Consider the following 12563-nt stretch of genomic DNA (forward strand, 5'->3'; position numbering starts at 1 on the left):
CTTCACCATGGAGATCTGATGTTCAATCGCTTCATCCTCGTCGTGGTCTTCGTGCCGCTGGCCATCATCCTGATCGCGCTTGCCGTCGCCAACCGCGGCCCGGTTGCCTTCACGGTCGACCCATTCCACCCCGGCAACCCGGCGCTGACGCTGAGCCTGCCGCTTTTCATCTTCCTGTTTCTGGCTTTGGCCGTCGGCATGGTCGTCGGCAGCCTGGCCACCTGGGTGAAACAGGGTCGCTATCGCAAGCTTGCGCGCCAGCGCGGTCTCGAGGCGGAGAACCTGCGCCAGGCGGTCAGCCGCGCGCCCGTGGCGCCCAACGGACCGGCGCTGCCCAAGCCGACGAACTAGAGCATGATGCCGAAAACTGCCAGGCGGCTTTCGGGCGACATCATGCTCAGTCCAAGTAACGTCTCACGGAGCCTCCGATGCTGACCATTTCGGCCGCCGAGGTCGACCGCGCGCTGACCTTTCCGGGCCTTGTCGAGACATTGCGCACCGCCTTCCGCGAAGGCGCTGTGCAGCCGGTTCGCCATCATCATGGCGTGGAGCGCCCGGATGGCGCCGCCTCGACCCTGCTTTTGATGCCTGCCTGGACCGACTTCAACGCCGCGGGCACCTCCGCGGGAGGCCATATCGGCGTCAAGATCGTCACCGTGTCGCCGGACAACAACACAAAAGGCAAGCCGGCGGTGATGGGCCTCTACCTTTTGCTCGACGGCGTCACCGGCGAGCCGCAGGCGTTGATCGACGGCCAGCGGCTGACCCAGTGGCGCACGACCTGTGCCTCGGCGCTCGCCGCCTCCTATCTCGCCCGCAACGACGCCTCGCGGCTTCTGGTGATCGGCGCCGGCGCGCTGTCGCCATTCCTTGCCAAGGCGCATTCGGCGGTCAGGCCGATCACATCCATCCGCATCTGGAACCGCACGCCGGCCAATGCCGAAAAGGTGGCGGCCGCCTTGCGCGCCGAAGGCCTTCCGGCGAGTGCCGCCGGCGATCTCGACGCCGAGCTTGCCGAGGCCGACATCGTCGCCTCGGCGACGATCTCGAACACGCCGCTGGTCAAGGGCGCGCTGCTGAAACCGGGCGCCCATGTCGATCTCGTCGGCGGCTTCACGCCCGACATGCGCGAGGCCGATGACGACGCCATTTCCCGTGCCCGCGTCTATGTCGACACCCGCGCCGGCGCCACCAAGGAGGCCGGCGACATTGTCCAGCCGCTGGCCTCGGGCGTGCTGAAGCCGGAAGCGATCGTCGCCGATCTGCACGAGCTCGCGCGCGGCGAGAAACAAGGCCGGCAAGACGACAGCGAGATCACGCTGTTCAAGTCGGTCGGCGCGGCGCTCGAGGATCTCGCCGCCGGCATCGCCGTCTACAAGGCGCTCAAGTAACCGCTAATGCATGTCGCGCAAAAGTGACCTCGGTTTTGCGACAACGACATGCATCAAGCAACGACCTAATTTAGGTCAGGTTGGCTCCCATCGCTTCGCCGATCAGCCGGAAATCACGCTCGCTGATCTCGAACAGGCCGAAGCGCAACTGGTAGCCCCAGTTCGGCTTGCCGGCGGTAAAATCCAGCCTGTCGAGCAACGGCTTGATCGGCGCTTCCTTGGCCTCGCGCCAGTCGACGTCGCGCCGCGCGGGCGTGAAACCGCCGCCCATGACGCCCTCATAGACTTCCCCTTGCCGCACCGTGCCTATCGCCGTGAAGGATTGCAGCCGGTCTTTCTCGCCGAGCAGGGTGCTCGGCGAGTAGTAAACGATGCCGTCGCCCGGCTTGATGCGGCGCAACGGGGCCGCCTTGCCGTGGTTGACCTGCATGAAGCCATCTTTGCGGCCGATCCGCACATGCTCGGCCGATGCGACCGCGACCCAGAAGGCGCTCATCCTTGCGCTCTCTCGAATGGCCAGTAGACGCGCAGACGATGATTGTCCGGATCGAGCGCGACGAAGGTACGGCCGAAATCGAGATCGGTTGGGGCCTGCAGCACGTCGAGGCCTCTGCCAGTCCAATCCGCGTGGGTGGCATCGACCGCCGCCGCGTTCTCGACGGCAAGCACAAGCTCGCCACCACCGCCTGTGGCCGTCGCAGCCGGCTCCACCGTGTGGCGTGACCAGAGGCCGAGCTTGAAACCCTTGTCGAGCACGAACATCGCGAAGGTCGGCGAGGATTCGACCGGCTCGCGTCCAAACAACGAAGCGTAGAACGCACCGCTCCTTTCCGGGCTGTCGACATAAAGGATGACGAAATTCGGCGTGGTCATGTCTGATCTCCAAAGTGTCTGAACCTTGGGAACCATACGCGGGCCTGCTGTCAGATTCTGGCAGCAGCGATCAGTCGGAAGCGTCTTTCGCTCCATTCTGGCCCCGCGCATCGAGCGTCGCCCGCCATTCTTTCAGCATCGCCTGGCGGCGGCGTGGATAGCGGATGTCGGTCGCTGTCAGGTCGGATATCCGGTCGGCGCGGAAATGCCGGAAATCCTGGCGCGTCTCGCACCACGCCGCCATCACCCGCACCTTGTCGAAGAAGGCGAGCGCGAATGGCCAGACCACGCGCTTCGATGTCGAACCGCCGGCATCGCGATAAAGGAAGCCGAGCTTGCGCTCCTCGCGGATCGCCTGCCGCACGACACCGAGGTCGATCGTTTCGACGCTTTCCGATCGCGGTCCGACAAGCAGCGTTGTTGCGTCGAGGTCCTCGCGCAAATCGTCCGGCAGCACCGCCGCGATCTTTGCCAGCGCATCGGCCGCGGCGGCGGCCAACCTTTTATCCGGCTGCTTCGCCACCCAGCGCGACCCGAGCACGATCGCCTCGATCTCCTCGTCGCTGAACATCAAAGGCGGCAGCATGAAGCCGGGCTTCAGCACATAGCCAAGCCCGGCCTCGCCTTCGATCGGCGCGCCCTGCCCCTGCAGCGTCGCGATATCGCGATAGAGCGTGCGGATCGAGACGCCCATCTCGTCCGCAAGCATGCGGCCACTCACCGGCCGGCGGTGGCGGCGCAGGATCTGGACGAGGTCGAGCAGGCGGGCTGAACGGGACATGATTGGCTAACCGGTGTGTTGGACAATAGGGCTGGCCCGCACATAACGGCAAGCAGACCGATGCCGCGGAACGCCCGCGTCCCGCTCCCGTTGTGTCCGCAATGGAGATGCGCGGATTCCTGCTGTTCTGGTCGGTGCTGACCGCTTTCGTCGCGGCGCTCAGCCTTGGGCCCTCCTTCGCCCATGTGCTGGAATCGCTGCCCAGGTTGACCAGATGGTCGCCGGCGCTCTGGCGTGAGGCGACGGTCTTCAATGCGCAGTTCCAGCTCTTTGCCGTGATCGGAGCGCCGTTGGACGTCGTGGCGATCCTCTGTCCGGTGTTGCTTGCCTGGATGCTGCGCGGTCAAGCGGCGGCCTTCTGGTTCGTGCTCATCGCTACGTTGCTCTATGCGGTCTCGCTGGCGCTCTGGTTCGGCCTGGTCAAACCGGCCAACGACATTCTGGCGACCTGGGCGCCCGGACCGATCCCGGACGATTTCGAGATCGTCCGGCTCCGTTGGGAGACCGGCCACATGGCGGTGACCGTGGCGAAGGCGCTTGGCTTCGTTTCGCTTTGTTTCGGCCTGCTCGGTGTCCGGCAAGGCTGATGATCCCACCATTGAATGAGGCGCGCTTTGTTGCGCCGGTGGGCTGAGCTGTGGCAGAAGCGGGCCGAACCGCCGGAGAGGATCCTTCTTGAAATCTTTTCGCGACAAACGCCGCGATGGCCGCCCGCATCCCGCAAGGGCGGAACAGCCCGGCCCGCGTGATGCGTTCCCGACCGGACGTCAGCAGGCCGCACCCGCCGAGCGACGTGAAACGAGACCGGCGGACCGGCAGGACGCCAAACCGGCGCCGCGCGTGCTCGCGCGCCGCGAGGGCGTGCTGCCCGCCGAACGCCTGCCGCTGATCCTCGAAGTCGCGCCCAACGCCGATTACGCGCTGCTGGATAGCGGCGCCGGCGAGAAGCTCGAGCAATACGGCCCCTACCGCATCGTGCGCCCCGAGGGCCAGGCGATCTGGCAGAGGGCCCTTCCGGCGAAGGAATGGCAGCGCGCCGACGCCGTCTTCACCGGCGACACCGACGAGGAAGGCATTGGCCGCTGGCGCTTTCCGAAAGCGCCGCTTGGCGAAACCTGGCCGATGAAGCATGACGGCATCGACTATCTCGGCCGTTTCACCTCGTTTCGTCACGTCGGCGTCTTTCCGGAACAGGCTTCGCATTGGGACCATATGGCGGGGCTGATCGCGGCGGCGAAGCGACCGGTCAAGGTGCTGAACCTATTCGGCTATACCGGTCTCGCCTCGCTGGTGGCGGCTCGCGCGGGCGCCGAGGTCACCCATGTCGATGCCTCGAAGAAGGCGATCGGCTGGGCGCGCGAGAACCAGGAAATGGCCGGCCTTGCCGATAAGCCGATCCGTTGGATCGTGGAGGACGCGGTGAAGTTCGCGGAGCGCGAGGAGCGCCGCGGCAGCCGCTACGACATCGTGCTGTTCGACCCGCCGGCCTACGGCCGCGGTCCCAAGGGCGAGGTCTGGCAATTGTTCGAGGACCTGCCGGGCCTCACCGACCTCTGCCGCTCGATCCTGACGCCGAAGCCGCTCGCCGTCGTTCTCACCGCCTATTCGATCCGCGCCTCCTTCTTCGCCATCCATGCGCTGATGCGCGATACCTTCGCCGGCATGGGCGGCGCGATCGAATCCGGCGAACTGATCATTCGCGAGAAATCGGCCGGCCGCGCGCTGTCGACCTCGCTGTTCTCGCGCTGGGTGGCTTGAATGACGGCACATGACGGCGCGCGCCCTGTCGGGCAGGTCAAGGACGTCACCAGCCTTGCCAATCCCCTGGTCAAGGACATCAAGGCGCTCGCGCTCAGGAAATTTCGCGACCAGCAGAGCGCCTTCATGGCCGAGGGCCTGAAGCTGGTCATCGACGCGCTGGACCTCGGCTGGTCGATCAGGACCTTGGTCTTCGCCAAGGCCGGACGCGGCAACGCGGCCATCGAAAAGACCGCTGCGCGGACCGTTGCCGCCGGCGGCACGGTGCTCGAAGTATCGGAAAAGGTGCTCGCGGCCATCACCCGCCGTGAAAACCCGCAAATGGTTGTCGGTGTCTTTGCGCAGCAGACCGTGCCGCTGAAGGACGTCCGCGCCAGGGACGGCGATGTCTGGGTGGCACTCGACCGGGTGCGCGACCCCGGCAATCTCGGCACCGTGATCCGCACCGTCGACGCCGTCGGCGCCAAGGGCGTCATCCTGGTGGGCGACACCACCGACCCGTTCTCGCTGGAGACGGTGCGCGCCACCATGGGCTCGATCTTCGCCGTGCCGGTCGCCAGGGCGACCGAGCAGGCCTTCCTTGCCTGGCGGCGCGATTTTTCCGGCCTGGTCGCCGGAACGCACCTCAAGGGCGCGGTCGACTATCGCTCCGTCGATTTCTCCAGGGGGCCGGTCTTGCTGCTGATGGGCAACGAGCAGCAGGGCCTGCCGGACAGCCTCGCCGAAAGCTGCGACCGGCTGCTTAGAATCCCCCAGGCAGGCCGGGCCGATTCGCTCAATCTGGCGGTCGCCACCGGCGTGATGTTGTTCGAGATCCGGCGCGGCGCGTTGAAGCTCGAGCCTGCCAACGACAGCCGATGAGGACTGCTAAGTGAAATCCTGGTCCCCTTACGTCGTGCTGGTCGTCATCGCCATTGCGCTCGACCAGTGGATCAAGCAACTGGTCGAGAACGGTCTCGCCTTTCAGGAGAAGGTCGATCTCCTGCCGTTCCTGGCGCTGTTCCGCACCTACAACACCGGCATTGCCTTCTCGATGTTCCAGTCCTTCGGCGATACCGGCCTGGTGGTCATCGCCGTGCTGGTCGTCGCCTTCGTGCTCTACCTCGCCGCGCGCACGCCTGCCGGTCATGTCGTCGCCCGCATCGGCTTTGCGCTCATCATCGGCGGCGCGCTCGGCAACCTCATCGACCGCGCCGTCTACGGCCACGTCATCGACTACATCCTGTTCCATACGCCCGTCTGGTCCTTCGCGGTGTTCAATCTCGCCGATGCCTTCATCTCGGTCGGCGCCGCGCTTGTCGTCTTCGACGAGCTGATCGGCTGGGGCCGCGAGGCCAAGCCGCAGGATCCAGGCAATTGACCTCACGCGGTTGAAACCGCAGACTTCTCAACAGCCAGAACCGAGGAGAAAAAAATGTCGGATACCTTCAAAGCCATCCTCGTTTCGCGCGATGCGGAGAAGAAGCAGTCCGTCGATGTCGTCGACCTCACCGAGGCCGACCTGATGGAAGGCGATGTCACCGTCGCCGTCGAGGCGACGACGGTGAACTACAAGGACGGGCTCGCCATCACCGGCAAGGCGCCTGTCGTGCGCCGCTGGCCGCTGGTTCCGGGCATTGATTTCGCCGGCACCGTGATCTCCTCCTCGCATGCCGACTGGCGCAAGGGTGACAAGGTGATCCTTAACGGCTGGGGTGTCGGCGAGACGCATTACGGCGCCTATGCCGGCCGCGCGCGCGTCAAGGGCGACTGGCTGGTGCCGCTGCCCGAGGTCATGAGCGCGCATGATGCGATGGCCGTCGGCACGGCGGGCTACACGGCAATGCTCTCCGTCATGGCGCTGGAACGGCACGGCATCGTGCCGGACCGCGGCCCGGTGGTGGTGACGGGCGCCGCCGGCGGCGTCGGCTCGGTCGCCATCTCGATCCTGTCGAGCCTCGGCTACCATGTCATCGCCTCGACCGGCCGCAACGCCGAGAGCCCCTATCTGATCGACCTCGGCGCAGCCGAGGTGATCTCGCGCGAGGAGCTCAGCCAGCCGGCGAAGCCGCTCGCCAAGGAGCGCTGGGCGGGCGGCGTCGACTCGGTCGGCAGCCATACCTTGGCCAATGCGCTGTCGATGACCTCCTATGGCGGCGCGATCGCCGCTTGCGGTCTGGCCGGCGGCATGGACCTGCCGGGAAGCGTCGCGCCCTTCATCCTGCGTGGCGTCTCGCTGCTGGGCATCGATTCGGTGATGGCGCCGAAAGCGGTCCGCCTGGAGGCATGGCGCCGCATCGGCACCGATCTCGACTTGAAGAAGCTGTCGACATTGTCGCGCACGATCGGTTTCGACGGCATTGTCGCCGCCGCGCGCGACATCGTCGAAGGCAAGATAAGGGGCCGCGTCGTCGTCGATATGTAGCTGGAGATGGCGGTTTCGCCCGCGCATGCGGTGGTTCGAATCCGCGCAATCGCTAAAATTCGAACGATCCGTCCCAGTCTTCCATAATTTCTGTCTGGCATGATCTGCGCATGGTCGCGGACTCCGACATCAGACAGAACAGCAAAGCCGCGGACGCTGGAAGGCTCATACCCGATGCGCCGAAGCGGCAGGTGCTCGTCGCGCCGCCGCTGGCCCCTGAATTGCCTGCGGCCAGACACGAAGGCTTGCCGTTCCTGACGATCGTCGCCATCGCCGTCATGGCGGGGCTGGCGCATCTTACCGGCGCGCCGCTCATCGTCACAATCGGGCTTGCCGCCGCCGCGCTTGCCGGCCTTGCCATGCATCTGCGCAGCCGTCGCGACGAGCGGCGCACCGCAGCGCTTCTCGACGAGACCGCCGCCCGCAGCCGCGCCGAGATCGAGACTCTCGCCGATCGCATGTGGGAGATGCAGGAGAGCGAGGAACGCTTCCGCGGCCTGATCGACGCGCTTGGCGACCTCGTCGTCCACCGCGATCGCGACGGCCATATCGTCTATGCCAACAGCGTCTTTGCCTCGCTTGTCGAGACCGACCCGCGCGATCTCGCCGGCAAGACCTTGTCCGAGCTTGGCATCGATGTCGGCATCGTCCCCGATGCCGCCTTCTCCGATCATGAATGCTTGAGTTCCACCGATGTCGCGATCCGCACCCCGAACGGACCGCGCTGGTTCTCCTGGATCGAATTGTCGGTGCGCGACAAGGACACGGGCGCGGTCTCGCACCGCGCGATCGCCCGCGACATCACGGCCCGCAAGCGCGCCGAATCCTCACTGATCACCGCGCGCGAACGGGCCGAATATGCCAGCCAGGCCAAATCGCGCTTCCTGGCCACCGTCAGCCATGAAATTCGCACGCCGATGAACGGCATCATGGGTATGGCGAAGCTGCTTGCCGACACCGACCTCTCGCCCGAGCAGCGCACCTATGTCGGCGCCGTTTCCACCTCGGCCAGCGCGCTGCTCGCGCTCATCGAGGACCTGCTCGACTATTCCAAGATCGAGGCGGGCCGCTTCGAGCCCGAGCCGCAGCCGACCTCGCTGCGCGAGATCGCCGACAACATCATCGAGCTTCTGGCCGCGAAGGCCTTCGCCAAGAACATCGGCCTCGGCTGCCATGTCGAGCCCGACGTGCCGCAGATGATCACCGCCGATCCCGGCCGCGTGCGCCAGGTGCTGCTCAACCTCATCGGCAATGCGGTGAAGTTCACCGACACAGGCGGCGTGCTGCTCACCGTGGCACGCGCCCGCACCGAAACCACGGACCGCATCTGCTTCACCGTCGCCGACAGCGGCCCGGGCCTGCGCGAAGAGGACATGGAGCGCATCTTTGAGGAATTCGAGCAGTCCGACGGCACCTCGACCAGGGTGCATGGCGGCGCGGGTCTCGGTCTTGCCATCTCGAAGCGCCTGGCGACGGCGATGGGCGGCGCGATCTCGGTTTCGAGCCGGCTCGGTGAAGGGTCCGAATTCGTCCTCGAGCTTCCGGCAGTCGCCGCGACCGAGCCGCCGCCGCATCGCCACAACATCCTTGCCGACCGGCGGGCGGTGATCGTGTCGAAAAACGCCATCGAGGCCGATGCCATCGCCCGCACGATCATGGCCCATGGCGGCATCGTCGAGATCGCGGCGACACCAAGCCAGGCCGCCCCCTTCGCTGCCGGCTGCAACGTGCTCCTGATCGACGCCGCGCTCGAAAACAGCGACGGCAGGTTGCTCAAGCGGTTGCGCGACTCGGGCTTCGCCGACTGCGAGGCCGTCACCCTGATCGCGCCGACCGATCGCGGCATGCTCGGCGAATTCCGCGCCAGCGGCTACGCCACCTTCCTCGCCAGGCCGGTGCGCGGCGAGACCCTGCTGCGCGTGCTGTTGACCAGCCATGGCTCCACGCTCGCCCAGCCGCGGCCGGAGCCGCGCGGGGCGCCCTCGGTGCGCAAGCGCGACCAGGGCCTGTCGGTGCTGATCGCGGAAGACAATGACATCAACGCCATGCTCGCCCGTGCCACGTTGCTGAAGGCCGGGCATCGCGTCAAGATCGTCGGCAACGGCAAGGCCGCGGTCGATGCCGTTACCGATGCCGGCCTCAAGTTCCGCTTCGATGTGGTGCTGATGGACCTGCATATGCCTGTCATGGACGGGCTGGACGCGATCGCCGCCATCCGCCGTCATGAAGAGTCCCTGGCAATGCCGCCGATCCCGATCATGGTGCTTTCGGCCGACAGCCAGGAAAAGACCCGGCATGCCGTGCTCGCCCATGGCGCCAGCGGGTTCGTGACCAAGCCGCTCGACCCGGACGCGCTCGTCCAGGCAGTCGAGGGCCAGGTTGCCGCCTGAGGAAATTTTTAACCCTTGAACGCCTTGGCTTGCCTGGCTTTCGCGATCACAAGATAGCCGGTTGAGGGTATTGCCCAGCCGACAAAGTATTGCCCGCCACGTCGTATCACGGTACTGTCACAATCCTGTTGCACCTACACCGTATCCCCGTGCCAAGAGGGATGGCTCGAAGGAGAATCACTCGTGCATACAGTCGTGCCTGAATGTGACACTCGGCCGAATGCCGGCGGCGCCCTGCTCGCCGCCCGTACCGCCGACGCCGTCGCAAGCGGTGCTCCGCTGGGCCGCATCGGCAATCTCGAAGTGCGGCTCGCCCGCAACGAGGCCGAAATCGCCGCCGCCCAGGAAGTGCGCTATCGGGTATTCTATGACGAGCTTGGCGCGAGGAAGGACCTGTTCCAGGCGCAGGACCGGCGCGACGCCGACCGTTTCGACCCGCTCTGCGATCACCTTCTTGTGTCCGATACCTCCCTGCCCGGTCCCGAGCATCGCCGCATCGTCGGCACCTACCGCTTGCTGCGGCAGGAGATCGCCACGGCCGCCGGCGGCTTCTATTCCGAGGGCGAGTTTGAGCTCACCAAGCTGATCGCGCGGCATCCCGGCCAGCGCTTCCTCGAGCTCGGCCGTTCCTGCGTTCTGCCGGAATACCGCTCAAAGCGCACCATCGAGGCGCTCTGGCAAGGCATCTGGGCCTATATCAACCATTACGGCATCGGCGTGATGACCGGCTGCGCCTCCTTCCATGGCATCGTGCCGGCGGCGCATGCCGAGGCGCTGACCTATCTCGCTCATCATTGCCGCACCGACTCCGCCTGGGATGTCCGCGCGGTTCCGGGACGCTACTGCTCCATGGACCTGATGCCGATCGAGGCGGTGAACACCAAGGCGGCGATCGCCGCCATGCCGCCGCTGGTCAAGGGCTACCTGCGCGTCGGCGCCCGCATCGGCGACGGCTGCGTCATCGACCACGAATTCTCGACCGTCGACGTCTTCGTCGTCATGCCGGTCAAGGAGATCGGCGCCCGCTACGTCAACTACTATGGCGGCGAAGGCCAGCGCTTCGCGGCGTGATTCCAGTGAGTAGTGAGTAGTGAGTAGTGATGGACACCATCACTCGAGCTTTGTGACTACTGACTACTGACTACTCACTAACCCCTACTCCCTCACGGAATATCCTCCGGCCTTCGCCCCGGCCGGCTCTTATAGGCCGGAAACGACCAGCCGAATTTAAGCGCCCCGCCGCGCACCATGAATGCGCCCGCGAAGCCGAGCAGGCTGGACGCCAGCGCAGGCAGGCCGGCAAGATCGCCAAGGGTGAAGATGGTGGCGCCGGCAAGGGCGGCCGTGACATAGATCTCGGGCCTGAGCAGAACCGAGGGCTCGCCGGCCAGCAGGTCGCGCAAAATGCCGCCGAAGGTCGCTGTCAGCACGCCCGTGATGACCGACACGACGGGCGAGCCGGTGATCGCCAGCCCCTTGGCCGCGCCCATCACCGAAAAAGCGGCAAGTCCGATGGCATCGAGCCAGAGCAGCAATTTGTAGCGGGATTCTAACCGGTGGGCGCTGAAGAAGACCAGCACCGCGACCACGGCGCAGACCAGCACATAGCCGCTGTTGGCGACCCAGAACACCGGCAGGTTGAGGATGACGTCGCGCAGCGTCCCGCCGCCGATGCCGGTGACGCTGGCCAGGAACAGGAAGCCGATGATGTCGAGCTCTTTCCGCGACGCCGCAAGTGCGCCCGTCGCCGCGAAGACGGCGACACCGGCATAGTCGAGCAACGCGATGGGGTTCATAGAGTGAGTAGTGAAGTAGTAAGTAGTGAATGGCAACTGCGCCACTTGGCCGGCGTGACGCGCAAAGATCCCTGCTACTCACTACTCACTACTCACTACTCACCACTCACTATTCAAGCATCCTTCTCGGCCTGCTCGTTCACCGGACCCGGCTCGACCTTGGCCTCGGCGGCGGTCTTCGGGCCGCCCTTGGCGACACCGACCATCGCCGGCCGCAGCACGCGCTCGCCGATCGAATAGCCCGGCTGAACCACCTGGACGACGGTGCCGGCCGGAACCTCCGGATTGGGCACCTCGAACATCGCCTGATGGAAGTTCGGATCGAACTTCTCGCCTTCGGGCGCGAGTTTCTTCACGCCATGGCGTTCCAGTGCCGAAAGCATGGCGCGCTCGGTAAGGTCGACGCCTTCGATCAGTGACTTGAAGCCGGCGTCGCCGCCAGCCTTCGCCTCGGCGGGGATCGCATCCAGCGCGCGGCGCAGATTGTCGGATACCGACAGCATGTCGCGCGCGAAATTGGCGACGGCGTAGGTGCGGGCGTCCTGCACGTCGCGCGCGGTGCGCCGCCGCAAATTCTCCATTTCGGCCGCCGTGCGCAGCGCGCGGTCCTTCAGTTCCTCGTTTTCCTTCAGCAGCCGCACCAGCGCTTCGTAGTCGCCGTCGACGCCACCTTCCGCGCGCTCGCCGGAAGCCTGGGTGGCTTCCATATCTTCGGGCGTGCGTTCGTCTTTTGCCTGGTCGCTCATCGCGTTTCCCGTCATTCGGATTGGTCAGGATTTGCGCCCGATATCGAGGTTTGGAAGCGAAAAATCAAGGGGTAAGCGCTGGCGGCCGATGTCGGGCCGTCATTCCAAATTAATTCAAATTTTACCGTATCACGCGGCTTTGCTTGCCCTCAAATGCCGTTGCGGGAACCATAAGCGGGCTGGAGGAGTTTCGAAGCCAACACAGGATTTTGGGGCTATGAACCGCAACAAAGGCAACAGGCGCGCCGAATTGGCCAACGATATCAGGCGGCAGGCGGGCAGCGAAGCGACCAAGCGTTTTCTGCGCACCTTGCCCGTATTTCGCCTGGAAAAGGAAATGCCCCGGCAACTGAGCGACCTGCTTGACCGCCTCGGCGGCGCAGAGGCTGGGAATGCAGGCGGCGGGCGGCGTCAGTAGCCGCGC

At 65.6% G+C, this 12563-nt stretch carries 15 protein-coding genes; 10 read left to right on the forward strand and 5 right to left on the reverse strand.

Annotation, left to right across the window (positions count from 1 at the left end; all coding sequences use genetic code 11):
- Window positions 1-18 precede the first annotated feature (18 nt).
- Together FJW10_RS21340 and FJW10_RS21345 are read left to right on the forward strand one after the other, a co-directional pair.
- Window positions 19-351, forward strand: coding sequence for a DUF1049 domain-containing protein (locus FJW10_RS21340; RefSeq protein WP_140901521.1), 333 nt, complete (start codon window positions 19-21; stop codon window positions 349-351).
- A gap of 77 nt (window positions 352-428) precedes the next feature.
- Window positions 429-1391: an ornithine cyclodeaminase family protein gene (locus tag FJW10_RS21345; RefSeq protein WP_140901522.1), complete on the forward strand. Its 963-nt coding sequence runs from the start codon at window positions 429-431 to the stop codon at window positions 1389-1391.
- A 70-nt stretch (window positions 1392-1461) separates the two neighbouring features.
- Here the strand turns inward: FJW10_RS21345 and FJW10_RS21350 are convergent, their stop codons facing one another.
- The 3 genes from FJW10_RS21350 to FJW10_RS21360 all read right to left on the reverse strand — a co-directional run bounded on the left by FJW10_RS21350 (window position 1462) and on the right by FJW10_RS21360 (window position 3045).
- Entirely contained in the window at window positions 1462-1887 is a 426-nt protein-coding gene (locus FJW10_RS21350; protein WP_140901523.1) for an EVE domain-containing protein, read from the reverse strand.
- Entirely contained in the window at window positions 1884-2264 is a 381-nt protein-coding gene (locus FJW10_RS21355) for a VOC family protein (protein ID WP_140901524.1), read from the reverse strand. The genes FJW10_RS21350 and FJW10_RS21355 overlap by 4 nt, the downstream gene beginning before the upstream one ends.
- A 70-nt stretch (window positions 2265-2334) precedes the next feature.
- Window positions 2335-3045, reverse strand: a complete 711-nt coding sequence (locus FJW10_RS21360; protein WP_140901525.1) for a YafY family protein — start codon at window positions 3043-3045, stop codon at window positions 2335-2337.
- 101 nt (window positions 3046-3146) lie between these two features.
- Here FJW10_RS21360 and FJW10_RS21365 point away from each other — a divergent pair, with 101 nt between their 5' ends.
- The 7 genes from FJW10_RS21365 (at window position 3147) to FJW10_RS21395 (ending at window position 10668) form a co-directional block, all read left to right on the forward strand.
- Complete coding sequence (locus FJW10_RS21365) at window positions 3147-3632, forward strand: DUF1772 domain-containing protein (protein WP_140836118.1); 486 nt, start codon at window positions 3147-3149, stop codon at window positions 3630-3632.
- 88 nt (window positions 3633-3720) lie between these two features.
- On the forward strand, window positions 3721-4803 hold the full coding sequence (locus tag FJW10_RS21370; protein WP_140901526.1) for a class I SAM-dependent rRNA methyltransferase: 1083 nt from the start codon (window positions 3721-3723) through the stop codon (window positions 4801-4803).
- Window positions 4804-5664, forward strand: coding sequence for an RNA methyltransferase (locus FJW10_RS21375; RefSeq protein WP_140901527.1), 861 nt, complete (start codon window positions 4804-4806; stop codon window positions 5662-5664).
- Window positions 5665-5674: 10 nt separating this feature from the next.
- A complete protein-coding gene (gene lspA / locus FJW10_RS21380; protein WP_140644574.1) occupies window positions 5675-6163 on the forward strand; it encodes a signal peptidase II in 489 nt (162 codons plus the stop codon).
- Between the two features lie 54 nt (window positions 6164-6217).
- Window positions 6218-7207 (forward strand): MDR family oxidoreductase, encoded by a 990-nt coding sequence (locus FJW10_RS21385; protein ID WP_140901528.1) that lies wholly within the window; start codon window positions 6218-6220, stop codon window positions 7205-7207.
- Window positions 7208-7317: 110 nt separating this feature from the next.
- Window positions 7318-9597, forward strand: coding sequence for a PAS domain-containing hybrid sensor histidine kinase/response regulator (locus FJW10_RS21390; protein WP_140901529.1), 2280 nt, complete (start codon window positions 7318-7320; stop codon window positions 9595-9597).
- Between the two features lie 183 nt (window positions 9598-9780).
- Entirely contained in the window at window positions 9781-10668 is an 888-nt protein-coding gene (locus FJW10_RS21395; RefSeq protein ID WP_140644577.1) for a GNAT family N-acetyltransferase, read from the forward strand.
- Between the two features lie 92 nt (window positions 10669-10760).
- On the opposite strand, the gene FJW10_RS21400 is transcribed toward FJW10_RS21395, so the two are convergent.
- Window positions 10761-11393, reverse strand: a complete 633-nt coding sequence (locus FJW10_RS21400; RefSeq protein ID WP_140901530.1) for a trimeric intracellular cation channel family protein — start codon at window positions 11391-11393, stop codon at window positions 10761-10763.
- A 113-nt stretch (window positions 11394-11506) separates the two neighbouring features.
- Window positions 11507-12139: a nucleotide exchange factor GrpE gene (gene grpE / locus FJW10_RS21405; RefSeq protein ID WP_140836124.1), complete on the reverse strand. Its 633-nt coding sequence runs from the start codon at window positions 12137-12139 to the stop codon at window positions 11507-11509.
- A 217-nt stretch (window positions 12140-12356) separates the two neighbouring features.
- Between grpE and FJW10_RS21410 the strand changes: the two genes are divergently transcribed.
- Window positions 12357-12557, forward strand: a complete 201-nt coding sequence (locus FJW10_RS21410; protein ID WP_140901531.1) for a hypothetical protein — start codon at window positions 12357-12359, stop codon at window positions 12555-12557.
- Window positions 12558-12563 lie beyond the last annotated feature (6 nt).

Origin of the sequence: Mesorhizobium sp. B4-1-1, from assembly GCF_006439375.1 — a bacterium.
In the GTDB taxonomy this organism is placed as follows: domain Bacteria; phylum Pseudomonadota; class Alphaproteobacteria; order Rhizobiales; family Rhizobiaceae; genus Mesorhizobium.